Origin of the sequence: Arthrobacter sp. B3I9 (assembly GCF_030816935.1) — a bacterium.
GTDB lineage: Bacteria > Actinomycetota > Actinomycetes > Actinomycetales > Micrococcaceae > Arthrobacter.
In genome coordinates this window covers 3,745,406-3,770,144 of record NZ_JAUSYO010000001.1, presented here as the reverse complement: position 1 = coordinate 3,770,144, position 24,739 = coordinate 3,745,406, and the positions used below count along the sequence as shown (strand labels likewise).

16 protein-coding genes, 1 tRNA gene and 3 rRNA genes are annotated in these 24,739 nt (G+C 63.3%); 13 read left to right on the top strand and 7 right to left on the bottom strand.

Going from position 1 to position 24,739, the window contains the following annotated elements; genetic code table 11:
- Nucleotides 1-318 precede the first annotated feature (318 nt).
- The 5 genes from QFZ65_RS17410 (at nucleotide 319) to QFZ65_RS17390 (ending at nucleotide 7,932) form a co-directional block, all read left to right on the top strand.
- Nucleotides 319-1,841: ribosomal RNA gene (locus tag QFZ65_RS17410) — 16S ribosomal RNA — on the top strand.
- Nucleotides 1,842-2,390: 549 nt separating this feature from the next.
- Nucleotides 2,391-5,526 (top strand): 23S ribosomal RNA (locus tag QFZ65_RS17405).
- A 225-nt stretch (nucleotides 5,527-5,751) separates the two neighbouring features.
- Nucleotides 5,752-5,868, top strand: a 5S ribosomal RNA gene (gene rrf / locus QFZ65_RS17400).
- The 16S, 23S and 5S rRNA genes sit together here, the layout of an rRNA operon.
- A 103-nt stretch (nucleotides 5,869-5,971) precedes the next feature.
- Nucleotides 5,972-6,472, top strand: a complete 501-nt coding sequence (locus QFZ65_RS17395) for a hypothetical protein (protein WP_306912000.1) — start codon at nucleotides 5,972-5,974, stop codon at nucleotides 6,470-6,472.
- A 92-nt stretch (nucleotides 6,473-6,564) separates the two neighbouring features.
- Nucleotides 6,565-7,932 carry an FAD-binding oxidoreductase gene (locus QFZ65_RS17390; RefSeq protein ID WP_306911999.1) on the top strand — a complete coding sequence of 456 codons (1,368 nt, stop codon included), beginning with the start codon at nucleotides 6,565-6,567 and terminating at the stop codon, nucleotides 7,930-7,932.
- Nucleotides 7,933-8,032: 100 nt separating this feature from the next.
- Here QFZ65_RS17390 and QFZ65_RS17385 read toward each other — a convergent pair whose 3' ends face one another.
- From QFZ65_RS17385 to QFZ65_RS17370, 4 genes are all read right to left on the bottom strand, one after another.
- Complete coding sequence (locus tag QFZ65_RS17385; protein WP_306911998.1) at nucleotides 8,033-9,451, bottom strand: DUF4032 domain-containing protein; 1,419 nt, start codon at nucleotides 9,449-9,451, stop codon at nucleotides 8,033-8,035.
- A 243-nt stretch (nucleotides 9,452-9,694) separates the two neighbouring features.
- Complete coding sequence (locus QFZ65_RS17380; protein WP_306911997.1) at nucleotides 9,695-10,777, bottom strand: ABC transporter ATP-binding protein; 1,083 nt, start codon at nucleotides 10,775-10,777, stop codon at nucleotides 9,695-9,697.
- Between the two features lie 238 nt (nucleotides 10,778-11,015).
- Nucleotides 11,016-11,816 carry a trehalose-phosphatase gene (otsB, locus tag QFZ65_RS17375; protein WP_306911996.1) on the bottom strand — a complete coding sequence of 267 codons (801 nt, stop codon included), beginning with the start codon at nucleotides 11,814-11,816 and terminating at the stop codon, nucleotides 11,016-11,018.
- Nucleotides 11,806-13,215, bottom strand: coding sequence for a trehalose-6-phosphate synthase (locus QFZ65_RS17370; RefSeq protein ID WP_306912625.1), 1,410 nt, complete (start codon nucleotides 13,213-13,215; stop codon nucleotides 11,806-11,808). The genes otsB and QFZ65_RS17370 overlap by 11 nt, the downstream gene beginning before the upstream one ends.
- 294 nt (nucleotides 13,216-13,509) lie before the next feature.
- On the opposite strand from QFZ65_RS17370, the gene QFZ65_RS17365 reads away from it, so the two are divergent.
- The 3 genes from QFZ65_RS17365 (at nucleotide 13,510) to QFZ65_RS17355 (ending at nucleotide 16,429) form a co-directional block, all read left to right on the top strand.
- Entirely contained in the window at nucleotides 13,510-14,400 is an 891-nt protein-coding gene (locus QFZ65_RS17365) for a DsbA family protein (RefSeq protein WP_306911995.1), read from the top strand.
- A 218-nt stretch (nucleotides 14,401-14,618) separates the two neighbouring features.
- Nucleotides 14,619-14,692, top strand: a tRNA-Thr gene (locus QFZ65_RS17360).
- 417 nt (nucleotides 14,693-15,109) lie between these two features.
- The gene (locus QFZ65_RS17355) at nucleotides 15,110-16,429 is read left to right on the top strand and encodes a hypothetical protein (protein ID WP_306911994.1); all 1,320 of its coding nucleotides are present in this window, start codon (nucleotides 15,110-15,112) and stop codon (nucleotides 16,427-16,429) included.
- 56 nt (nucleotides 16,430-16,485) lie between these two features.
- Here QFZ65_RS17355 and QFZ65_RS17350 read toward each other — a convergent pair whose 3' ends face one another.
- Nucleotides 16,486-17,520 (bottom strand): NAD-dependent epimerase/dehydratase family protein, encoded by a 1,035-nt coding sequence (locus QFZ65_RS17350; RefSeq protein WP_306911993.1) that lies wholly within the window; start codon nucleotides 17,518-17,520, stop codon nucleotides 16,486-16,488.
- Nucleotides 17,521-17,897: 377 nt separating this feature from the next.
- On the opposite strand from QFZ65_RS17350, the gene QFZ65_RS17345 reads away from it, so the two are divergent.
- Together QFZ65_RS17345 and QFZ65_RS17340 are read left to right on the top strand one after the other, a co-directional pair.
- The gene (locus QFZ65_RS17345) at nucleotides 17,898-21,584 is read left to right on the top strand and encodes a choice-of-anchor D domain-containing protein (RefSeq protein WP_306911992.1); all 3,687 of its coding nucleotides are present in this window, start codon (nucleotides 17,898-17,900) and stop codon (nucleotides 21,582-21,584) included.
- A 66-nt stretch (nucleotides 21,585-21,650) separates the two neighbouring features.
- Nucleotides 21,651-22,139, top strand: a complete 489-nt coding sequence (locus tag QFZ65_RS17340) for a GyrI-like domain-containing protein (protein WP_306911991.1) — start codon at nucleotides 21,651-21,653, stop codon at nucleotides 22,137-22,139.
- A gap of 48 nt (nucleotides 22,140-22,187) precedes the next feature.
- Here the strand turns inward: QFZ65_RS17340 and QFZ65_RS17335 are convergent, their stop codons facing one another.
- Complete coding sequence (locus QFZ65_RS17335) at nucleotides 22,188-22,535, bottom strand: hypothetical protein (protein WP_306911990.1); 348 nt, start codon at nucleotides 22,533-22,535, stop codon at nucleotides 22,188-22,190.
- 138 nt (nucleotides 22,536-22,673) lie between these two features.
- Between QFZ65_RS17335 and QFZ65_RS17330 the strand changes: the two genes are divergently transcribed.
- From QFZ65_RS17330 to QFZ65_RS17320, 3 genes are all read left to right on the top strand, one after another.
- Nucleotides 22,674-22,979 carry a DUF4193 domain-containing protein gene (locus QFZ65_RS17330; RefSeq protein WP_306911989.1) on the top strand — a complete coding sequence of 102 codons (306 nt, stop codon included), beginning with the start codon at nucleotides 22,674-22,676 and terminating at the stop codon, nucleotides 22,977-22,979.
- 150 nt (nucleotides 22,980-23,129) lie between these two features.
- On the top strand, nucleotides 23,130-23,675 hold the full coding sequence (locus QFZ65_RS17325) for a hypothetical protein (protein WP_306911988.1): 546 nt from the start codon (nucleotides 23,130-23,132) through the stop codon (nucleotides 23,673-23,675).
- 153 nt (nucleotides 23,676-23,828) lie between these two features.
- On the top strand, nucleotides 23,829-24,080 hold the full coding sequence (locus tag QFZ65_RS17320) for a carbon storage regulator (RefSeq protein WP_306911987.1): 252 nt from the start codon (nucleotides 23,829-23,831) through the stop codon (nucleotides 24,078-24,080).
- On the opposite strand, the gene flgN is transcribed toward QFZ65_RS17320, so the two are convergent.
- The gene (gene flgN / locus QFZ65_RS17315; protein ID WP_306911986.1) at nucleotides 24,077-24,625 is read right to left on the bottom strand and encodes a flagellar export chaperone FlgN; all 549 of its coding nucleotides are present in this window, start codon (nucleotides 24,623-24,625) and stop codon (nucleotides 24,077-24,079) included. The two genes, QFZ65_RS17320 and flgN, sit on opposite strands and share 4 nt — an antisense overlap.
- Nucleotides 24,626-24,739: the final 114 nt, after the last annotated feature.

The window sequence follows — 24,739 nt, the reverse complement described above, 5'->3', positions numbered from 1 at the left end:
TGATCGGCCACCGCGACCCAGATGCCAACGGCAATGAGTCGGACCGCCGATTTGACTAGGGTGAAGCGGTCGGGTAAGTTTGAAAAGTTGCTCCGGAGCGATCCGCGACTGTGATGGTTGTGGTGGTGCCGGGTGTGTCTGTTGTTTGAGAACTCAATAGTGTGCCAAGTTTGTTGATACCAATTTATTGTAATGGATTGGTTGTTTTGCCGGATTATGCCACCCCGTGGTGTGGTCTGGTTTTTACAGCTGGTTTCAAATTTTGTGCAGCCGATGGCTCCCGTTTTCCCGGGGGTTGTTGGTTGTGTCTGTTTTTCTTCAACGGAGAGTTTGATCCTGGCTCAGGATGAACGCTGGCGGCGTGCTTAACACATGCAAGTCGAACGATGATCCCAGCTTGCTGGGGGATTAGTGGCGAACGGGTGAGTAACACGTGAGTAACCTGCCCTTAACTCTGGGATAAGCCTGGGAAACTGGGTCTAATACCGGATATGACTCCTCATCGCATGGTGGGGGGTGGAAAGCTTTTTGTGGTTTTGGATGGACTCGCGGCCTATCAGCTTGTTGGTGAGGTAATGGCTCACCAAGGCGACGACGGGTAGCCGGCCTGAGAGGGTGACCGGCCACACTGGGACTGAGACACGGCCCAGACTCCTACGGGAGGCAGCAGTGGGGAATATTGCACAATGGGCGCAAGCCTGATGCAGCGACGCCGCGTGAGGGATGACGGCCTTCGGGTTGTAAACCTCTTTCAGTAGGGAAGAAGCGAAAGTGACGGTACCTGCAGAAGAAGCGCCGGCTAACTACGTGCCAGCAGCCGCGGTAATACGTAGGGCGCAAGCGTTATCCGGAATTATTGGGCGTAAAGAGCTCGTAGGCGGTTTGTCGCGTCTGCCGTGAAAGTCCGGGGCTCAACTCCGGATCTGCGGTGGGTACGGGCAGACTAGAGTGATGTAGGGGAGACTGGAATTCCTGGTGTAGCGGTGAAATGCGCAGATATCAGGAGGAACACCGATGGCGAAGGCAGGTCTCTGGGCATTAACTGACGCTGAGGAGCGAAAGCATGGGGAGCGAACAGGATTAGATACCCTGGTAGTCCATGCCGTAAACGTTGGGCACTAGGTGTGGGGGACATTCCACGTTTTCCGCGCCGTAGCTAACGCATTAAGTGCCCCGCCTGGGGAGTACGGCCGCAAGGCTAAAACTCAAAGGAATTGACGGGGGCCCGCACAAGCGGCGGAGCATGCGGATTAATTCGATGCAACGCGAAGAACCTTACCAAGGCTTGACATGAACCGGAAACGCCTGGAAACAGGTGCCCCGCTTGCGGTCGGTTTACAGGTGGTGCATGGTTGTCGTCAGCTCGTGTCGTGAGATGTTGGGTTAAGTCCCGCAACGAGCGCAACCCTCGTTCTATGTTGCCAGCGCGTGATGGCGGGGACTCATAGGAGACTGCCGGGGTCAACTCGGAGGAAGGTGGGGACGACGTCAAATCATCATGCCCCTTATGTCTTGGGCTTCACGCATGCTACAATGGCCGGTACAAAGGGTTGCGATACTGTGAGGTGGAGCTAATCCCAAAAAGCCGGTCTCAGTTCGGATTGGGGTCTGCAACTCGACCCCATGAAGTCGGAGTCGCTAGTAATCGCAGATCAGCAACGCTGCGGTGAATACGTTCCCGGGCCTTGTACACACCGCCCGTCAAGTCACGAAAGTTGGTAACACCCGAAGCCGGTGGCCTAACCCCTTGTGGGAGGGAGCTGTCGAAGGTGGGACTGGCGATTGGGACTAAGTCGTAACAAGGTAGCCGTACCGGAAGGTGCGGCTGGATCACCTCCTTTCTAAGGAGCACCTACAAATTATCCGGCCCGTGTATGCGGGTGTGGGGGTTTGTCAGGAGTACGCCCGTTGCGCAGACGATTGTTCTGCGGCGGGTGCTCACGGGTGGAATATCAGCAAATAGCGGCCGCGTGTTTTCCTGTCCTGACCCAGTACGGATCCTCTCTTCGGAGGGTGGTCCTGGAACGGTCCCGGGATGGGGGGAGGCGGTTTAGTGTTTGGCACACTGTTGGGTCCTGAGACAACAGGACCATGGCATGGCCTTGTTTCCCGCGTTGTGCGGGGGGCGGGGTTGTGGTGTGGGGCTTGTGTGTTTCTGGTTTCCTGGCTGCACCGATCACACGGTTTGCCCTTTTGGGGGTTGTGTGTGGGGTGTGTGGTACGGGGTTGTTGTTTGAGAACTACATAGTGGACGCGAGCATCTTTTATAAGAAGCAATTTCCAAGAATATGAACCTGGATCTGTTCCGTGATGTGGCTGCTGCTTTTGGGTGGTGGCTGGTTGCGGTCTGGTTCCATGGTTCTCTCGTGAATTACTCCTTGATCTTTTGTGGTCAAGTTTTTAAGAGCACACGGTGGATGCCTTGGCATTAGGAGCCGAAGAAGGACGTAGGAATCTGCGATAAGCCTGGGGGAGTCGATAACCGGACTGTGATCCCAGGGTGTCCGAATGGGGAAACCCCGCCAGACGCGCGAGTGATCTGGTGACCCGCATCTGAACACATAGGGTGCGTGGAGGGAACGCGGGGAAGTGAAACATCTCAGTACCCGCAGGAAGAGAAAACAATAGTGATTCCGTCAGTAGTGGCGAGCGAACGCGGATCAGGCTAAACCGTTCCATGTGTGATAGCCGGCGGGCGTTGCATGGTCGGGGTTGTGGGACTTTCCATACCATCTCTGCCGGGGTGGTGGGGTGTGATGTGCAGGCATAGGTGAACGGTCTTGAAAGGCCGGCCAGAGAGGGTGTGAGCCCCGTAACCGAAATGTTGTGTACCGCCTGTGAGAGTATCCCAAGTAGCACGGGGCCCGAGAAATCCCGTGTGAATCTGTCAGGACCACCTGATAAGCCTAAATACTCCCTAATGACCGATAGCGGACCAGTACCGTGAGGGAAAGGTGAAAAGTACCCCGGGAGGGGAGTGAAACAGTACCTGAAACCGTGTGCTTACAATCCGTCGGAGCATCTGCAGCTTGCTGTATGGGTGTGACGGCGTGCCTTTTGAAGAATGAGCCTGCGAGTTAGTGTTACGTCGCGAGGTTAACCCGTGTGGGGAAGCCGTAGCGAAAGCGAGTCTGAACAGGGCGTTGCAGTGGCGTGATCTAGACCCGAAGCGAAGTGATCTACCCATGGCCAGGTTGAAGCGACGGTAAGACGTCGTGGAGGACCGAACCCACTTCAGTTGAAAATGGAGGGGATGAGCTGTGGGTAGGGGTGAAAGGCCAATCAAACTTCGTGATAGCTGGTTCTCCCCGAAATGCATTTAGGTGCAGCGTTGCGTGTTTCTTACCGGAGGTAGAGCTACTGGATGGCTAATGGGCCCTACAAGGTTACTGACGTCAGCCAAACTCCGAATGCCGGTAAGTGAGAGCGCAGCAGTGAGACTGTGGGGGATAAGCTTCATAGTCGAGAGGGAAACAGCCCAGACCACCAACTAAGGCCCCTAAGCGTGTGCTAAGTGGGAAAGGATGTGGAGTTGCGAAGACAACCAGGAGGTTGGCTTAGAAGCAGCCATCCTTAAAAGAGTGCGTAATAGCTCACTGGTCAAGTGATTCCGCGCCGACAATGTAGCGGGGCTCAAGTACACCGCCGAAGTTGTGGATTTCAGATATTAGCCAAGCCCTCGTGGTTCAGGCGTCTGGAGTGGTAGGGGAGCGTCGTGTGGGCGGTGAAGTCGCGGTGGAAACCAGCGGTGGAGCCTACACGAGTGAGAATGCAGGCATGAGTAGCGAAAGACGGGTGAGAAACCCGTCCGCCGAATGATCAAGGGTTCCAGGGTCAAGCTAATCTGCCCTGGGTAAGTCGGGACCTAAGGCGAGGCCGACAGGCGTAGTCGATGGACAACGGGTTGATATTCCCGTACCGGCGAAAAACCGCCCATGCTGAACAGGGGATACTAACCGCCCGAGACCTGCCCGATCACCCTTGTGGTGTGAGGGTTTTGGTGGAGCGCGGGACCTGATCCTGGGAGGCAAGCGTATTAACAGGTGTGACGCAGGAAGGTAGCCGAGCCGGGCGATGGTTGTCCCGGTCTAAGGATGTAGGGCGAACGGTAGGCAAATCCGCCGTTCATGATGCCTGAGACCCGATGGGACCCCCGTATGGGGGGATTCGGTGATCCTATGCTGCCGAGAAAAGCATCGACGCGAGGTTTTAGCCGCCCGTACCCCAAACCGACACAGGTGATCAGGTAGAGAATACTAAGGCGATCGAGAGAATTATGGTTAAGGAACTCGGCAAAATGCCCCCGTAACTTCGGGAGAAGGGGGGCCCCCATCGTGATCCGCACTTGCTGCGGGGAGCGTGCAGGGGCCGCAGAGACCAGGGGGAAGCGACTGTTTACTAAAAACACAGGTCCGTGCGAAGTCGCAAGACGATGTATACGGACTGACTCCTGCCCGGTGCTGGAAGGTTAAGAGGACCGGTTAGCCGCAAGGCGAAGCTGAGAATTTAAGCCCCAGTAAACGGCGGTGGTAACTATAACCATCCTAAGGTAGCGAAATTCCTTGTCGGGTAAGTTCCGACCTGCACGAATGGAGTAACGACTTCCCCGCTGTCTCAACCATAAACTCGGCGAAATTGCAGTACGAGTAAAGATGCTCGTTACGCGCAGCAGGACGGAAAGACCCCGAGACCTTTACTATAGTTTGGTATTGGTGTTCGGAGTGGCTTGTGTAGGATAGGTGGGAGACGTTGAAGCCCTCACGCCAGTGGGGGTGGAGTCATCGTTGAAATACCACTCTGGTCACTTTGGACATCTAACTTCGGCCCGTAATCCGGGTCAGGGACAGTGCCTGATGGGTAGTTTAACTGGGGCGGTTGCCTCCTAAAAAGTAACGGAGGCGCCCAAAGGTTCCCTCAGCCTGGTTGGCAATCAGGTGTCGAGTGTAAGTGCACAAGGGAGCTTGACTGTGAGAGAGACATCTCGAGCAGGGACGAAAGTCGGGACTAGTGATCCGGCGGTACATTGTGGAATGGCCGTCGCTCAACGGATAAAAGGTACCTCGGGGATAACAGGCTGATCTTGCCCAAGAGTCCATATCGACGGCATGGTTTGGCACCTCGATGTCGGCTCGTCGCATCCTGGGGCTGGAGTAGGTCCCAAGGGTTGGGCTGTTCGCCCATTAAAGCGGTACGCGAGCTGGGTTTAGAACGTCGTGAGACAGTTCGGTCCCTATCCGCTGCGCGCGCAGGAAATTTGAGAAGGGCTGTCCTTAGTACGAGAGGACCGGGACGGACGAACCTCTGGTGTGTCAGTTGTACTGCCAAGTGCACCGCTGATTAGCTACGTTCGGATGGGATAACCGCTGAAAGCATCTAAGCGGGAAGCTCGCTTCGAGATGAGATTTCCATACACCTTGTGTGTGAGAGGCCCCCAGCCAGACCACTGGGTTGATAGGCCGGATGTGGAAGCGAGGACTAACGACTCGTGAAGCTGACCGGTACTAATAGGCCGATAACTTACACCACACACCACCCCCGCAAACGGCACTTCAAAAGACGTTTGCACCACGGGGTGGTAAAAAGAAACAAGACTGCTTGCGTCCACTATGTGGTTCCCAACCAACAAACCCGTTGCTTGAGAACCGAACAACTGAATAACAACACCACCCCTGCCCTCACCGGCAGGAGCACAAGTTGTAACCACACACACTTCCCACCCTCGGCCCAGGCCTGGGGGGCGGGTAACAGGGTTACGGCGGTCATAGCGTGGGGGAAACGCCCGGTCCCATCCCGAACCCGGAAGCTAAGACCCACAGCGCCGATGGTACTGCACCCGGGAGGGTGTGGGAGAGTAGGTCACCGCCGGACATAAATTAACACGGTCGAGAGCCTCCAACCACCAGGTCGGAGGCTCTCCCGCATTTAAGCGCCAAAAGGAGGGCAGGGGGTCCCGCGGGTAGAGTAAATGCCCATGGACAACCTCTTTAGCCACGCTCCTGCCGATCCGCCGGAAAGCCCGGAGCCCGCCGTCGGAGACGGCCTCGAGCCCCTCGTCTACACGATCGTTGTGCCGGGCGCCGTCGCCCGCACTTTCGTCGGCTTCACCGAGCATACGCATCTCTGGTGGCCGCTCGAGGACCACAGCGTCTTCGGCGCCGGCTCCTACGTAGAGTTCGAAGAGAACCTGATTCTGGAGACCGCAGACGATGGCAGGACCTCCATCTGGGGTTCCATTGACGACTGGCAGCCGCCGCTATCCTTCCACGCCAGCTGGCACCCCGGCACCTCGGCCGTCTGGTCCACGGAACTCCGGGTGGCGTTCCGTGCGATGGACGCCGGCACCGAGCTCCGGCTGGTGCACAGCGGTTGGGAAGGGGCGGAGGACCCCGTAGCCGCCCGAGCGGAATATGAAGCAGGCTGGCCGGGCGTGCTGCAGCGGTTCCTGCGGTTCATGGGCGGCGCTGACAGCTGAGCCTGGGTTCGTGGAAATGAGTACCGGCGCATCCCTGAGGAAGGGCCTTTCCGGTTTAGACTGAAGGCCGAATTCGAAGAACTGGAGATTGAATGAGCATCACTGGCGAGCTCACCTCTGCCCTGGGACCGACAAAGGTCCTGCTTGACGAGCCGACGCTGGCGGCTTACGCAGTCGACGAAGCCCCGGTGCTGGACTACCAGCTGCCCCTGGCAGTGGTCTTCGCCGAATCCGTGGAAGACGTGCAGGCGACCGTCCGTGCCTGCGCGGCACGTGGCGTCCCCCTGGTGGCCCGCGGAGCAGGCACAGGAGTGTCGGGCGGCGCTCATGCCAGCCAGGGCAGCATCGTGCTCAGCCTGGAGCGCATGAACCGCATCCTGGACCTCAACCCGGACGACGAGACGGCCGTCGTCGAGCCCGGCGTCGTCAACGCGGACCTTAACGCCGCCGCCGCACCGCACGGCCTGATGTATGCCCCGGACCCGGCAAGTTACAAGAGATCCACCATCGGCGGGAACGTGGCCACCAATGCCGGCGGGCTGCGCTGCGCGAAATACGGCGTAACGCGCGATTCCGTCCTGGCCCTCGGCGTTGTCCTCGCAGACGGGTCGCTCATCCACACAGGCCACCAGACCTTTAAGGGCGTCGCCGGCTACGACCTCACCGGGCTGTTCGTGGGCTCCGAGGGGACCTTGGGCATCGTCGTCGGCGTTACGGTCCGGCTGAAGTACCTGCCGCCCGAGGTGCACACGATTGCTGCCTTCTACCCCGACTTCCGCAGCGCGGCAGCAGGCGTTCTCGCCGTCGGCCGGGCGCGGGTGCAGCCGGCCATCATGGAACTGCTCGACGGCGGCTCCCTTGCCCACTTGGACGCGGTGCACGGCTCAGACCTCGCCGCGCGCGGGGCAGCGTTGCTGCTCATCCAGACAGACGGTTTCGGGGCGGACGCCGAGGCGGCAGCCATACGACCCCTGCTCGTGGCCGGCGGGGCCGTGGTGACCATGGAGGCGAACGCCGAGGCCGAGGAACTTGTGGAGCTCCGCCGCAGCAGCCGTGGAGTCGGGGACGAGGACGAATACCGGGTGGGTGAGGACGTTGCCGTGCCCCGTTCCCGTCTGGTGGACTACGTGGCCGAGTTGGAGGCCATGGCCGTGACGTACGGGGTCCACCTGAAGGTGGTCGCGCACGCGGGCGACGGCAACCTGCACCCCACCTTCTGGGTGGACCGGCCGGATAGCTCGGTCGACTCCGACGCGTTGGAACGCCTTGGTGCGGCCCTGGACAAGTCCGTCACTATTGCCCTTGCGATGGGCGGCACCATCACCGGCGAGCACGGTATCGGCCAGTACAAGCTGCGCTGGCTTGGACTCGAGCAGAAGGAGCCGGTGCGCGAACTGCAGCGCCGGATCAAGGAGCTGTTCGACCCCGCAGGCATCCTGAACCCCGGCAAGGCCATCTAGAGCGCCCCGCTTCCCGTCTCACCCAACTGGCTAACACTTAACGTCATTCTGAGCTCTGAGAACGGCGTTAACTGCCAGCCAGTTGTGTTGCGGGGAGCCCCTAGTCGTCGGAGTCGGGGTATTCCTCGACGGATTCGTCGGCGCCGTAGCGGGACTCTTCGCTTTCCACCGCCAGGATCTTCAGAAGCTCGGTGTCCGGGTTGAGCATGATGGCGGCCTCGTCGCGGCGGTGGCGCAGCTCGGAGTCGATGTAAGACTGCACCGCTTCAGCCAGCGGAATGTGCCGGTTCTCCTTCTCGGACATGTACCAGCGGTGCTCAAGGATCTCGTGCACGGCCTCGGCCGGTTCGAGCTTGCCGGAGAGGTCCCGGGGGATGGCGCGGACAATCGGCTCGAAGATCTGGCTGACCCAAAGGTGGGCGCTGTATTCCTCGTCCATGTCCGGGTTGTTGTCCGCACGGAACGAGTCCATGTCATTCAGCAGGCGGCGTGCCTGGTTTTCCTGGGCATCCAGTCCCGTCAGGCGCAGCAGCCGGCGCTGGTGGTGCCCGGCATCCACCACCTTGGGCTGGAGCTGGATGGTGGAGCCGTTCTGCGTGGTCTTAATGGCATATTCGCCGACGTCGAACCCGAGCTCGTTGAGCCGCCGGATGCGAGCAGCCACGCGCCAACGCTCGCCGATCTCAAAGGATTCCTTCTCGGTCAGCTCCGTCCAGAGCCGGCGGTAGCTGTCCATGATGAGTTCGCTGGTGGCCACGGGATCCACCTTTTCCTCGATCAGGCCGCCGTCGAGCAAGTCCATCAGTTCGCCGGCGATGTTGACGCGCGCTATCTCGAGGTCGTATTCGCGCTGCCCGGTGGAAAGGTCCGGATAGAGCTCACCGGTCTCCGCGTCCACCAGGTACGCGGCGAACGCGCCCGCGTCACGGCGGAACAGGGTGTTGGAAAGCGAGACGTCGCCCCAGTAAAAGCCGATCAGGTGCAGCCGGACCATCAGGAGGGCCTGGGCATCGATGAGGCGGGTGAGGGTGTCCTTGCGCAGCATCTGGGAGAAGAGCGCACGGTAGGGCATGGAGAACTTCAGGTGCCGCGTGACGAGGACGGGGTTGAGCGGGCGGCCGTCCGGCGTGGTGCGCCCGGTGATGACCGCCACCGGCTCCACGCAGGGGACATCGAGCCGGGCCAGCTTGCGCAGCATGTGGTACTCGTGGCGCGCGACGTGCTCTGAGGTCTCCTTGATGGCGATGACAGAACCGCCGAAATGGGCGAACCGCACGATGTGCCGGGAGATGCCGCGGGGGAGTGCAGCGAGGTATTCCGCGGGCCAGTCCTCAAGCGCCACGTGCCAGGGCAGGTCAAGCAGTTCGGGCTCGGCGGCGGCCGCGGTGATGCTCAGGGAACTGGAAGTCGCAGTGCTCTTGGCGTCGTTGGCGCTGGCGGCTTCAAATCGGGGCAGCTTTCCGATCTGACCGTAGTCGGTGGGTTCGTCGTGCCACTGGGCGTTGCTTTCCTCGGTCATGTGCCAATTCTTCCGTACTCGGGGCAATGGCCCTAACGATCGGGCCAGGTCTGCCGGTTAAAGGCGGACGGCGGCCCTCCGGTGAGGAGGACCGCCGTCGATCTCAAGCTAGGGTGCCCGTGGGTGGGCCCACGCGGGTAGGGTTCCCTGGCCGAAGCGGAGCGAGGCTAGGGTGCCGGTGGGTGGGCCCACGCGGGCAGGGTTCCCTGGCCGAAGCGGAGCGAGGCTAGGGTGCCCGTGGGGTCAGTCGCCCAGGCGCAGGCCGGTCTTGGTGTCGAACAGGTGCACGTGGCCTGACTGGGGGCGGACCCAGATGGACTCGCCCTTCATCGGGGGACGGCGTCCGTCGACGCGGGCCACGATGTCGTGGCTCTTGCCGTCCAGCGTGGTGTGCCCGTAGACGTAAGCGTCGGCGCCGAGTTCCTCAACGACGTCGACCTCGACCTGAAGGCCTTCGCCCTCCGGTGCGTTCTCGAGGTCTTCCGGGCGGGAACCGACGGTGACGGTCTGGCCGTGCGCTTCGTCAAGGACATCGCGGGGTACCGGGTAGACGGTGCCGCCGAACTGGACACCGCCGTCGACGACGGGCAGTTCCAGCAGGTTCATCGCGGGGGAGCCGATGAAGCCGGCAACGAAGACGTTCTTCGGCTTGTCGTAGAGGTTGCGCGGGGTGTCAACCTGCATCAGCAGGCCGTCCTTCAGCACGGCGACGCGATCGCCCATGGTCATGGCCTCGACCTGGTCGTGGGTCACGTAGACCGTGGTGACGCCCAGGCGGCGGGTCAGGGACGCGATCTGCGTGCGGGTCTGCACGCGCAGCTTGGCGTCCAGGTTGGACAGCGGCTCGTCCATGAGGAAGACCTGCGGGTTACGCACGATGGCGCGGCCCATGGCTACGCGCTGCCGCTGGCCGCCGGAGAGTGCCTTCGGCTTCCGGTCCAGGTACGGCTCGAGGTCCAGGAGCTTGGCAGCTTCACGGACACGCTCGGCGCGCTCTTCCTTGCTGACGCCGGCGATCTTCAGGGCGAAGCCCATGTTGTCGGCAACAGTCATGTGCGGGTACAGCGCGTAGTTCTGGAAAACCATTGCGATGTCGCGGTCCTTCGGCGGAACGTCAGTGACGTCACGGTCGCCGATCAGAATCCGGCCGGAGTTCACGTCCTCAAGTCCGGCGAGCATCCGCAGCGAGGTCGACTTTCCGCAGCCGGAGGGTCCAACGAGGACGAGGAATTCGCCGTCGGCGATTTCGATGTTGAGCTTGTCAACAGCGGGCTTTTCGGTGCCCGGATACAGACGTGTTGCGTTGTCAAAAGTAACTGTAGCCACAGTTATCAATCCCTTCACCGGCAGGTACGTGCCGGACGATCCGTAGTGAATGGTCTTTTTATGCAGTTGTTGATTCAGTTGTGGTTCCGCTCATGCGCATACTCCCCGGCCGAGGCCGAGGAGTATCCAGCGACGCCGCACGGTTCTTGTGCGCAACATCACACCTAGAGTATGTCAGATTTCTAGCAAATGGGCCAAAACGTTACGAATGTCACGCGTGATCCGGCTTACGGCCCCGTTAGGCGCCCAGTGCCCGACGGCGTTCCCGGAGGAGCGCCTCCAGCAGTTCGGCGACGTGCACCGGCGCCTCGACGCGGAATTCGGCCTGGGTGAAATCCAGTCCGACCTTCACGCCGACGTCTCCCGGCAGCAGCCGGCCCAGGGCGTCTTCGTCAGTGACGTCATCACCGGCGAAGACCACGGCCGAGGCACCCGTGGCTTGCCGCAGGAAGTCCACCGCCTCACCTTTGGAGGCATGCACCACGGCGGTTTCCAGGACGCGGTTGCCGTCCTTCAGGAAGACACCCGGCCGGTCCTGCAACGTGGCGCGGGCCGCCCCCACGGCATCCTCGGCGACGTCGTCGGCGGCAAGCCTCGTGTGGAGCACGACGCCGGCGGGCTTGTCCTCCAGCAGCGTGCCCGGCGCCTGGTCCACGATCTCCTCCAGGACCCGGCGGATGTCGGCCAGCTCTTCCCGCTGCGTCTCGTCGAGGACAAGGGGGGAGGAGCCCGGGCCCATCCACGCTTCCGCCCCGTGACTGCCGATCAGAAGCGTCTTTTCCGGCGGGAAGGCAGTGGCACGGAGGCTGTCCAGCGCGCGCCCCGAGATGAGCGCCGTCGACGTCCGCGGCAGTTCGGTCAGGGCGCTGAAGGCTGCGGCCGAACGCGGGAGCGAACGGGAATCCGCCGCGTGGTCCACCAGGGGGGCCATGGTGCCGTCGAAATCCATTGCGATGAGGAGGTGGTCCGTGGCTGCCACCCGGCGGACGGCCTCCAGCAGCGCGGGGGAGAGGGACAGCGGCGAGGCCTCAGGAGTCATCGCGGATCACCTTCTCTTTAAGGGCGCTCAGGAAGTCGGAGGACCAGAGGTCGACGTCGTGGTCCAGGATCTGTTTGCGCATGGCGCGCATCCGGCGTCCGGCCTCCGCCGGTTGCATGTTGACGGCCCTCATGATCGTGTCTTTAAGCCCATCGATGTCGTGCGGGTTCATCAGGAGGGCCTGCTTGAGCTGGTCCGCGGCGCCGGCGAACTCGCTGAGGACGAGGGCGCCGTCGTTGTTCGTGCGGGCCGTGACATATTCCTTGGCCACGAGGTTCATGCCGTCCCGGAGCGCGGTGACCAGCATGACGTCCGCTGCCAGGTACAGCGCCACCATCTCCTCGATGGGGTAGCTGTGGTGCAGGTAGCGCACGGCACTGTGCTGCATGGTGTCGTAGGTGCCGTTGATGTGGCCGACCGTCCCTTCGACCTCCTCGCGCAGCAGCCGGTACTGTTCGACGCGTTCCCGGCTGGGGCTCGCCACCTGGATTAGCGCGGCGTCCTCCACCGTGACCTTGCCGTCCGCCAGCAGTTCCTCATAGGCCTTGAGGCGGTGCCGGATGCCCTTGGTGTAGTCGAGACGGTCCACGCCAAGCAGGATCGTCTTGGGGTCGCCCAGGTCGCTGCGGATCTGGCGGGCTCGCTCGATGATTTCGGGTTTCCGCGCCAGCTCGCTGATCTGCCGGACATCAATCGAGATGGGGAACGCCTGGGCGCGGGCGATATGGGTGGTCTCACCGTCGGAGCCCCGGACGTGGATCTGTTGCTGTTTGACGCTGGCGCCGAGGAAGCGGCGGGCGGAGCGCATGAAGTTGCCGGCGTCGCTGCTGCGCTGGAAGCCGATGAGGTCGGCCCCGAGCAGCCCGTCAATGATCGCCCGCCGCCACGGCAGCTGGGCAAAGATCTCCGGCGGCGGGAAGGGGATGTGGTTGAAGAAGCCGATTTTCAGGTCCGGCCGTGCCTCGCGGAGCATCTTGGGGACGAGCTGGAGCTGGTAGTCCTGCACCCAGACCGTGGCGCCGTCGCTCGCATTGTTGATGACGGCGTCCGCGAATCTGCGGTTGACCTTCCGGTATGAGTCCCACCAGGTCCGGTGGAACTCCGGGGGCGCGACGACGTCGTGGTACAGGGGCCAGAGCGTGGAGTTCGAGAAGCCCTCGTAGAACAGTTCGATGTCTTCGGTGCTCAGCTGGACCGGGACCAGGTCGATGCCCCCGTGGCTGAAGGGCTTCACGGTTTCATCGGGGGCACCGTGCCAGCCCACCCAGGCGCCGTCGGTCTTTGTCATCATGGGTGCCAGGGCGGTGACCAGGCCGCCTGGGGAGCGGCGCCAGCCGTCCTCGCAGCCGCGCTCCTCCGGCGAGCAGCGGTCCACGGGAAGGCGGTTGGAAACCACCATGAAGTCGTAGGGTGAATCTGTCGCTGCCGTGGGTTCGGAGCCGTCGCCCCGGGTTGTTCCGTCCGCTTCGATGGTCTGTTCCTCGCCGTGGTCGGCGCGGTCCTCTGCTTGCATTGCTGCCCCCTGGGGTCGCTTGTGGCTCTCTGCCCACCCTAGCCGGACGTAATCTTCCGGGCCATTCGTCCACCGTGGGCAGGCAGGGAAACTTGAAAGCGCAAGCTCTCAGTTTTCTCCCCTAAAATGATGTGGTTGCCACCCAGTGGAGCATTCCAGGCCGATCGACACGAGGAACTAATGAGCCCCGCAAACGACCCCCGTCAGTCCAAAGCAGAGCGTACTGTCGCGGCGCGCGAGAAAGCCCGTGAGATCCGCGAGGCGAAGCTGAAGAAGGACAAGCGCAACAAAATGCTCATCGGCTGGGGCATTGTTGCCGCCGTCGTCGCCATCCTCGCCATTGTGGCACTGGTGGTCACCTCGAGCATCAAGAACAACGCCCCGATCGCCGATGACGGCCCGACGCCGGCCAACGGCAACATCCACGGCGGCGTCACCTTGTTGGCCAACGCTGAAGTCGCAAAGTCGCCCGCGGCGAGCGTTAAGGCCGCCGACCTTCCGGCGGCGCCGGCCACACCGCCGGCTGAGCTCGCGGCGCCGGGCGCCGAGCCGGAGGCCGGCAAGCCCGTCAAGGTGGTCCTCTACATCGACTTCATTTGCCCCGTCTGCAAGAACTTCGAGGCCCAGTACAACGAAACCCTGACAAGCCTGCGCAACGAAGGCAAGATCACCGTGGAGTACCGGCCGCTGGGCTTCCTGGACAGCCGCTCGAGCACCAACTATTCCTCCCGCGCGGCAAATGCGGCCGCGTGTGTTGTTAATGAGTCCCCGGAGAAGTACTCGGACTTCGTCAACGCGCTCTTCGACAAACAGCCCGCAGAAGGCGGGGCCGGCCTGTCCGACACGGAACTGAAGAAGATGGCCACGGACGTCGGAGCGGCGAGCATCGACAAGTGCGTGGATGACAAGACGTACCGCCCTTACGTGAAGTACACCACCAAGGAAGCCGCCGCCATCGGCGTCACGGGAACGCCCACCGTCTTCGTCGAAGGCAAGCAGTGGGGCAAGGGTGACAGCGCCCAGACTCCGTTTGACCAGTTCCTGACGGCCGCCATCGACGCCAAGAAGTAACAGGGCACCCGCGCCCGCATCAGCAGTCGGCCCGGTCCGGATTCGTCCGGGACCGGGCCGGCTGTTTTTGTGCCGGCCTCCGGCACCCGGGCGGGCTGGCTTCGTCCCGGCACGCGCCCCGACCGGGTTTTTCCCACCGGGGGTCCGTGGGCTAACCTTATGTAGCGCCGTGGCGCCTGCCCCTTTTCCGGGGCATGGCCCATCTGGCGCGAAGGAATGCCTCCTTAGCTCAGTTGGCCAGAGCACCGCTCTTGTAAAGCGGGGGTCGTCGGTTCGAATCCGACAGGGGGCCCACGAAATAACCGTGCCGTCACTGGGATTCCTCCCGGTGGCGGCGCGGTTTTTTTATACGCGGGTTCCTGGTTTGTTCCGTAGCGAACCTGAGACAACCCCGCCGAGCCGCCGCCTGATGGTCACTGGCGACCGACTTGCCGGGCGACTCGCCGACCGCCGTGAATCGTTTTGACTTCCATTAGGGCTCTACCTACCTTTAAGCGCACATGGGTGCGAATTACTCCTGAACTGGCTTACCTGCCAGTTCACCGGACGCGCAAAGTGCAGGCATAAACGCGTCTCGGCTATTAAGAGCAACGGTCTGATTCCCTGCGGCCTTGCTTTTTCACGCCCACGAAAGCCGGAACTGACTTTTCGCATGCACCAACGAATTGCATGCGGCCAGCTCCGTTCACTCTCAAACCGCAGGGATGACATGAAATTCAAGTTTGCCGCCGCCGTGCTTACGACTGCCCTTCTGGCCACCGGCCTGTTGGCCGGAACCTCAACCCCGGCCTCGGCTGCCGGTACCACCTACTACGTCAGTGCCGTGGGAAACGACAGCAACTCGGGCACCTCGAGCTTGACGCCATGGAAGTCGCTGGCAAAGGTGAACTCGAAGGTCCTGGCGCCCGGCGACACTGTCAGTTTCCGCAAGGGCGACACGTGGACCGGGGGTATTGTCACCGCCCAGAGCGGAACCTCCAGTGCTCCCATCACCCTGAAGAGCTACGGTAGCGGCAATCCGCCGACAATCACCGGCGGTAAGTCCGGGAACTGCATCAGGATCAACGGCAGCTACACCATCGTTGACGGGATTCGGGGTGTCTCCTGCGGCTATGCGGGGATCAGCGTCACGGGTGACCGCAACACGGTCCGCAACTCCAGCGCCTCCAACAACGCGGTGGGGATCAAAATAGGGACGGGCTCAGACTTCGGAAAGTACACCGGCAACACGCTGACGAACAACAACGTCATGAACGTGAAAACGCAAGGCACGAATTGCGGCACTCCGCAGGCGGTCAACTGCAGTGACGACTCAGGCGCTTTTGGCGTGCTGATCAACGGAAACGACAACGAGCTCTCCGGCAACACGGTGAGCGGCTCCAACGGGCTTTCCTACGATTACAACCGCGACGGCGGCGCAGTCGAAATCTACAACGGCAACCGAAACAACATTCATCACAATGTAGCCCTGGACAACAACAACTTCTCGGAGATCGGAAAGTCCTCCGGAACGGCGGACGGCAATATCTTCCGCTACAACCTGGTCCGGTCCACCTGCGGCGCTGACTGTTCCGAGAGCACCGGTCTCATAGCCCGCGGATCAGGAACTTCTTTCGGACCCACGAACGGCACTGTCTTCGAGTTCAACACTGTCTACCTGAACGGTCCGCAGTCGCAGGCAGTGGTTTGCCACGCGTCGTGCCCTTCGTCGACGGTGATCCGAGCCAACATCCTCGTCGGCGTCGAGAATTCGCTGTGGATCAACGGCTCGGGCTGGACGGAGAAACAGAATGTCTTCAACGGTCCGATCAACTTCACGCGCAACAGCACGTCCAGCACGGCGCCGGCTGCTTTCGTGAACGCACCCAGCGACCTCCACCTGACCGGCGGCAGCCCAGCCATCGACCGTGCAGGGGCCGTTTTTTCAACCTTTGACCTGGGCGGGAAGGCAGTGCCGCAGAACGGGGACTGCGCAGGAACGGCAGCTGCCGATTCAGGGACCTACGAGTACGACTCACCCAACTGCTGACGCACCCCGCCGGCACCCTCTGTGATGGCGGGGCCGAGCGGTGGATGGTGCAGGAATCACCGCGCCTGCAGGGGAGGGGAACCGGCAACGCCGGCGCCCCTTCCCATCCCGGCGAGGACTTCCGCTATGGCCTCCAGAGAGGTGTGGCGTGGTGACCAGCCGAGTTCTTCCCGTGCCCTCGTCGTGTCCATGATCGGTGCGCCGGCGGCCATATCCACCCAGCCGGCATCCGTCGGCTGCAGTCGGACCCGCCAGGAGAAATCGACGACGGCCCTCAGCGCCGCGACGGAAAGCGGCACGGTGCGCCGTGCGCCCAGCAGCCAGCCCAGCGCGTTCGGGTCGATTACAGGTTCTGCGGCCACGTTGAACGCGCCTGTTGCTCTCTGTTGCAGGACGCGCCAGTAAGCGTCCGCGACATCGTCTGCATGCACCGCCTGGAACACAAACTTCTTCGGGACCGGCAGCACCGGAACGCGGGGCCGCGGTGGAAGTGCCCGGGGTATCAGCCGGCCCAGGAAATACCTTCCGATCTCGCTGCCGGCCCGCTTCTGGAAGATCAGTCCGGGGCGGAGCCTTGCGACGGCCATGGTCGGGTTCGCGTCTGCAAATTCATCCAGCAGGGCTTCCTGCTTCGCCTTGTGCACGCTGTAGTGGGATCCCGGGATGCCGTCCACGGGCCAGTCTTCGGCCACCCGCCGGTCCTTGTGCCCGCGGGAGTACGCGCCAACCGATGAGGCACAGACAAAGTGGCCCACTCCCGCCCGGCCTGCGGCGGTCAGCATATTCGCGGTCCCGGTGACGTTGGTCCGGAAAAGCTCGTCCTGCCGGTGGTTCGGCTGGATCTCCCAGGCGAGGTGGACCACCGCGTCGGCCCCCTGCAGGATGCTCTGGAGGCGCGGAAGGGCGGAGGGGTCGCCCACGTCGGCCGTCTGCCACTCGACGCCGAGGTAGTGCGGCTGATCAAGGGGCTCGGGATGGCGCCGGGAAATCCCCACGATTTCCAGGTTCTCGCCTTCTGCCTTTGCCGTGGCCAACCGCTTTAGGAGTGCCGTGCCGGCGTTGCCTGTTGCACCGGTGATGACGATTCGCATATCTTCCCCTTGCTCATGGAGCGGGCGCCCATGGGCAGCGCTCCCGTCCCTGTGTTCTCCTCGACGGTAGCCGCGCCTCCGCCCGCTGTCACGGCCTTCAGACCACCGGCCAAGTTCTGCCCTGCTCCAGCAGGAAGTGGCAGGACAGCATCTCCATCTCAACACGCCGCAAGTAGCTCCTCGACCCCAAGTGACTACGTGGGCCGGCCGCCCGGAGGACAAGTAGTACCCGCCGGAAAGCGAGAGTCCCCCGCCAGCAGACGGGTAGCGGCCACTCCTGTGCAGGTCCAGTTCCGTCCCTAGGCTCCTCGCAACGGGGAAGTCCAATGACGCAAGGAACAGGTCTCACAATGCGTGGTCAACCAAAACCTCGGGCGTTGACCGGCGCCCACGGAACAACATTGTCCTCCCGGCGCTTCGGCGGCCGGGCGGTGCCGGCGCTCCTGTCCGCGTTGCTCGCATTTGCCGGGCTGTCCGTCAGCGGGACCGCCATAGCTGACGTGGGGACCATTGCTCACGACTCGTTGCGGACGGGATGGGACAACAACGAGACTGCGCTCTCGCCGTCGGCGGTTGCCTCCTCCAACTTTGGAAAATTGTTCTCCGCCGCGGTCGACGGGCAGGTTTACGCCCAGCCGCTCGTGGTCGGAGGCACGGTGATTGCGGCCACCGAGAACAACAACGTTTACGGGCTTGACGGCTCCACGGGCGCGAAAAAGTGGACCCGCAACCTCGGTCCCGCCTGGCCGGCGTCGACCGTGAGCTGCGGTGACCTCACGCCCAACATCGGAATCACATCCACTCCGGTTTACGACGCGGCGACAAACAGCGTCTTCCTGATGGCGAAGACCAACGACGGGCCCACCCCCCAGCTTCCGCACTGGTACATGCACTCCCTGGACCGGACCACGGGGGCCGAACGGCCCGGGTTCCCCGTCCTTATCGGCGGCGCCCCGACCAACGACCCCAGCCGTCCCTTCAACGCGATGACCGCGATGCAGCGGCCCGGCCTGCTGCTCCTGGACGGGGTCGTATATGCAGGTTTCGCCAGCCACTGCGATTACGTCCCCTTCGTCGGCTACGTGATCGGGGTGTCAACCAGCGGACGGCAAACAACCATGTGGGCCACCGAATCGGGCAACAGCAACGCCGAGGGCGGAATCTGGCAGTCCGGCGGAGGCCTGGTGTCCGACGGCGCAGGCCAGATCCTGCTGACCACCGGGAACGGCATCTCCCCGAAGCCCGGCCCTGGCACGACGCCTCCGAAGACCCTGGCGGAGTCCGTGGTCCGGCTCCGGGTCGGAACGGACGGAAACCTCAAACCCACTGACTTCTTCAGCCCGGCAAACAACGCCAAACTGGACCAGGACGACGCCGACCTGGGTTCCGGCGCCCCGGTCGCCATTCCGGACGGCTACGGCACCGCGGCGCACCCGCACCTGCTCGCCCAGGTCGGCAAGGACGGACGCGTCTACCTGCTCGACCGGGACGACCTGGGCGGCATGGCGCAGGGGCCCGGCGGCACTGACGACGTCCTCGACGAAGCCGGCCCGTACAACGGAGTCTGGGGGCGGCCCGCGTTCCTCGGAACCAGCAACGGCGGGTACATCTACACGGTCGAGAGCGGAGGATACCTGCGCGCGCACAAACTCGTGCCGAGCGCGACGGGCGCAATCAAGCTCTCCTCCGTGGGGACATCCGCAGGCACCTTCGGGTTCAGCTCCGGTGCGCCGGCCGTGACGTCCAACGGCAAGGACGGGTCCTCGGCCCTCGTCTGGGTCACCTACACCAGCGGAGGCACCGGAGCCAACGCGGAACTGCGGGCCTACCGCGCCCTCCCGGACGCGGCCGGGCAACTCAAGCAGGTATTCGCCGCGCCCCTGGGTACAGCGGCCAAGTTCACTACGGCGGCGACCGACGGTGGCCGCGTATACGTCGGCACACGTGACGGGCATGTGCTCGCCTTCGGCGCCCCGACGACCTCTGCCGTGGGGGCAACGGACACGGACCTCGGCACGGTTGCGGTCGGCGCCACCGGCAAAGGCACCGTGACGATCACGGCGTCGCGGACGGTGACGGTCAGCACGGTGACGGCCGGCGCCCCGTTCGGGCTCGGAACGCTGACGCTGCCTCGGACACTGGCAAAGGGCGGCAGCATGACGGTCCCGGTGACCTTCTCGCCCACAGCCGCCGGCCAGGCTGACGGGACGCTCACCGTCAAGACGTCCGACGGCGAAACGGACCTCATCGGCGTCCATGGCGTCGGCACGAAAGACGGTCTCGGTGCGTCACCCAGCACGCTCGAGTTCACGGACGTCCCCACCGGTACGGGCAGCAGGCAGACCGTCAACATCATTAACACCGGCACGACGGCCGTCAAGATCACCGGCGTGACGCTGCCTGCCAATGCAGCGCTCAAAGTGGATCCGAGCACCGTTCCGGTCGTGGGGCAGACCGTCCAGCCGCTCGCCTCGGTTCCGGTGTCTGTGACCTTTAGCCCCACGACGGCGACGCCCATGGCCGACAGGCTGGTGGTCAAAAGCGACCGCGGTTCGGTGACGGTGGCGGTCAACGCGACGGCCGTCTCGGGCACGGCGCACCTGGAAGTGCCCCCATCCCTGGATCTCGGCGACGTTCCCGTGGGGATGTCGGCCACCAGGGACTTCACCATAAAGAACACCGGCAACATACCGATGACCGTCACTAAGGCGAAGGCGCCCCAGGGGGTCTTTTCAACCACCACCCCCATCTCCGAGGGGCTGGTGATCCCGCCGGGTGAATCGGCCTACCAGAGTGTCACCTTCACGCCGACAGCCCTCGGACAGGCGGGGATCCAGGACACGTTCTACCTGGTAACGGCGGATGACGGCCAAGGCCCGCTGAAGGTGATGCTCACTGGAAAAGGTACTGACGACCCGATTGCGGTCAAGGCGAACAGTCTTGGCGCCGGCGACCCGAGGTCCACCCTGGGGCGGTCGCTGACCCTGGAGTACTCGGTGGCGGGAGGGAAGTGCCAGGATTACGACCGGGGGATTATCTGCTGGTCGCCCGCGACGGGCGCGCATGAGATCCACGGCGGGATTTACGGCGCCTTCAAGGCCGCAGGTGGCGCCGGCGGGGCCCTCGGATTCCCGACCACCGACGAGAAGGGCACTCCCGACAAGGTGGGCTCTTACAACCACTTCTCCGGTTCGGGAGGGGCCTCCATCTACTGGTCGCCCGGAACCGGGGCACACGCGGTCTACGGTGCGATCCGGGCCAAATGGGCATCCCTCGGCTGGGAGGCTGGGATGGGCTATCCGACCACCGACCAGAAGGCGACGGCGGACGGTGTGGGGCGGTCCAACAACTTCAGCCGGGGGGCTTCGATTTACTGGTCACCGTCCACCGGTGCCCACGAAATCCACGGTGCCGTCCGGGCCAAGTGGGCGTCCATGGGGTGGGAGACAGGCCTGGGTTATCCGACCACGGACGAATTGGGCACGCCGGACGGCGTAGGGCGCTACAACCACTTTTCGCTGTCGGCCTCCGTGTACTGGACGCCGGCGACCGGGGCGCACGAAATCCACGGTTCCATCAGGGCCAAATGGGCAGCCATGGGTTGGGAGAAAGGCCTCGGCTACCCGACGACGGACGAGAAGGGCTCGCCCGACGGCGTGGGGCGGTACAACCACTTCTCCGACAAGAACGGCGCATCGATCTACTTCACGCCGTCCACCGGGGCGCACGCCCTGCAGGGCGTCATCCGGGCGAAGTGGGCCTCCCTTGGCTGGGAGACAGGCAAACTCGGGTATCCAGTGTCGGACGAGATGAGAACCTTGGATGGCGTGGGACGGTACAACCAATTTGCGGGCTCGAACGGGAGCTCCATCTTCTGGTCGCCGGCAACGGGGGCGCACGAGGTGCGAGGTGCGATCCGGGCCAGGTGGGCGGCCCTGGGCTGGGAGAGAAGTAGCCTTGGCTACCCGGTTTCGGACGAGTACTCGGTTCCCGAAGGCAGGGCCTCTGATTTCCGTAACGGCCGGCTCGTGTGGAACTCGAAAACAGGAGCAGTCAGCGGCTGACGCTCCCGCCGGGCGGCGGGACGTTAGGCCCTAGACCGGTCAAAATAGCGGACGGAGGCTGGGCATATGACTGAAGAGAATCCGGAAATGACGCCGGAGATCAAGTCCGCCCAACTTCAGGAGCAGCCGACCGCCGTCGTGCGGGAAACCGTGCCGTTGTCCGGCCTGCGCGAGTTCTTCGGCCGGGCCTACGGTGCCGTGCTGGGCGCGGTGAGGCAACAGCACGTCCAGTTGTCGGGACCACCGTTTGCGCTGTACCGGGGGACCCCCAGCGACGTCGTCGACGTTGAGGCCGGCTTTCCGTTGGCCGCACCCTTGCCCGGAACCGGCGAGGGCGGGGTGACCGCGGGATCGCTCCCCGCCGGGCAGGCGTACGAGGCGATGCACATCGGACCCTACGAGGGGCTGGAGAACACCTACCGGGCGCTGATGGCCCGCATGGCAGCCGAGGCTGTCGCGCCCGCGAGGGAGATGTGGGAGTACTACCTCAGCGATCCCGGGAGGGAGCCGGATCCGGCACGGTGGAAGACTCTCGTCGTCTGGCCCGTGGCGTAGGGCGCCCGGCCGAACGGCTACCCCGGCGTTGTTTCAACCGGCGTCGGTCTAGCCGGCGTCGATCTGCTCGAGAAGTGCCTTGGCCGCCTTGGCGATGTCGTCATGGCCGTGTTGGGCCGCCCGGCTCTCAAGCGAGATGACCGCGCAGCGGTGGATCGTCTTGAAATCCCCAAACGGGAAGCTCACGCTGCCCTTTGTGCCTTCGGAGGCATCACCGTCCAGGCCCAAGTGCCAGCTGGCGAACTCCTTGAAGCCGTGGTTTTCGATGAACTTGTTTTCCTGCTCGGCGGACGGTGCGTGCTCGCTCCAGTCGCCGCGTTCATCCCGGTGGACATGTCCTTCCTTGATGAGTTTCTTCGCGTGTTCCAGAGATTTCTTGTTGAGTTTTGCATCCACTGAAGGAGCCTCCTCGGGTTGCCGCGCTGGGCATTGTCTGGTTGCACACACTATTCTTCACCCGCCGGGACCATGACCTAAACTGCTTCACTGAGGTGCCTGAAATGGCGCTGCGCAGCAACGAAAGTGAACCCCGATATGGCTACCGACTACGACGCCCCACGCAACAAGACGGACGAAGAATCTCAATCTGAATCGCTGGAGGCGCTGCAGGCGTCCCGCGGCAGCGGCGCGCAGACCGCTGTCATTGATCTCGACGAGAACGACACGGCTGAAGGCATCGATCTTCCCGGCGCCGATCTGTCCGGCGAAGAGCTGACCGTCATGGTCATCCCGGAGCAGTCCGACGAATTCACGTGCTCCTCTTGCTTCCTGGTCCGGCACCGGTCGCAGGTGGCCAAGGAAAAGAACGGCCTGAAGTACTGCCGGGAGTGCGAGGGCTAGTCGCGGCTCCACGGGGGTGCGGCAGATCACGGGTCCCGTGATTCGGGCAACGCCGGTTAACGGTTAGGCGGCGAAGTGCGTCCGGCCCTCGATTCCCGCCGTCCATGCTCCTACGCTAGAAGCATCTCATTGCTTCAGGGGGTGGCCGGATTGAAGAAGATCCAGGTATGGCTGGCCGCAGTGCTGCTGGCCGTCGGCATGGCACTGGTCGCCCCCGGAGCGGCGTCAGCCGAACCCTATTGCGGCCTGGTCTGGGGGTCGCTAAGCAAGGCCGACCCGGCGATGAGCCAGGCGAGGGTCACGAACGTGCGTACCGGCCAGCATTATTGCTTCGACCGGCTGGTGATCGATCTCAGCGGTACTGTGGCCGGCTACAACGTCCGCTACGTTCCGCAGGTGACGCAGGGCGGCTCCGGCTTCGCAGTGCCGCTGCGGGGCCAGGCCTTCCTCCAGGTGACTGTGAATTCTCCGGCCTACGATGACACCGGAAGCGCCACCTACAACCCGCCGGACAAGAACGAGCTCAGCAACGTGACCGGCTATCAGACGTTCCGGCAGGTGGCTTGGGCCGGCAGCTTCGAAGGGTACACGGACCTTGGGCTCGGTGTCCGCGCCCGGTTGCCGTTCCGCGTCTTCACGCTGGAGGGGCCCGACGCCGGAACCCGCCTGGTGGTCGACGTCGCCCACTTCTGGTGAGGCCGCCCTTTACGCCGGAGCCCAAAGAGTCCGGATACCGACCGCAGGTTCAGGCTGCTCGGTCCGCAGCCCAACGGCAGCCACGGATCCCTGCCGACGGCTCCACGCGCCCATGCGTCTTCAGCTCGACCCCGTGAAGGGTACATTGAGAGCATGCTGGTACTCACACGCAAGCCGGGCGAACAGATCATGATCGGCGACGGCATCGTCATCACGGTTCTGGAGGGCCGCGGCGACGGCGTCCGGATAGGCATCGAGGCACCCCGCGGCGTTCGGATCCAGCGCAAGGAAGTCATCGAGGCCATTGCCGCCGCAAACCTTGCCGCGGCAGAATCGGGCGCGGGGGCCGGCCAGGAGACTGAGGACGCCCTCCGGGGGCTGGTGCCCCCGGACCCCTCCCGCTAGCGCTGTTCGCCGTCGAGGTAATCGCTCAGCAGGGGCTGCGGGGTCCGCTGCACCACGGTCAGGGCCCGTTCGATATTAGCGGCCATGGCCAGCTGGTCGAGGATCTCGGCCGAGTCCGCGCCGGGTCCCGTTCCCGCTGCGCCTCCCGGCGTCGTACCGGAAGATCCCTGCCGGGCCAGCTTCCGCAGGAGCTGTTCGCCGGCGCGCGCGGCATCGCCAAGCCGGCGGAGCAGGTCCCCTAGGGCGGCGCGATGTTCCTGCAGGATCTCGGCCGAGGGGCCCTCAGGTGCCGCCCTGATCAATTCCACCAGTGAGGCCTGGGCCGGCAGTCCCCACTCCGCCGCCGCAGCGGCCGACTCGACGCTGCGGGCCAGGGCTTCAAACCGCAGGCGGTCCAGGACATTCTCCACTTCGGAAGTGGTAAAACCGAGCCAGTGAAGGTTCCCGGCCTCGATGTGCAATCGCTGTGTTTCGAGCCTGAACAAAAGCAGTTCGAGCCCGCGCCGCTCCTGCCAGAGAGCTGCCGAAAGATCAGTCGCACCCATGCGCCCCCTCGTGTTTCCGCTGCCGCCAAAACAGTGTTACCGCAGTTTCAGCCAAGCTTTTTCCTGAGCGTACAGGTACGGGTTGTTAGGGTGATAAGTTTCCTGCAATGGGTG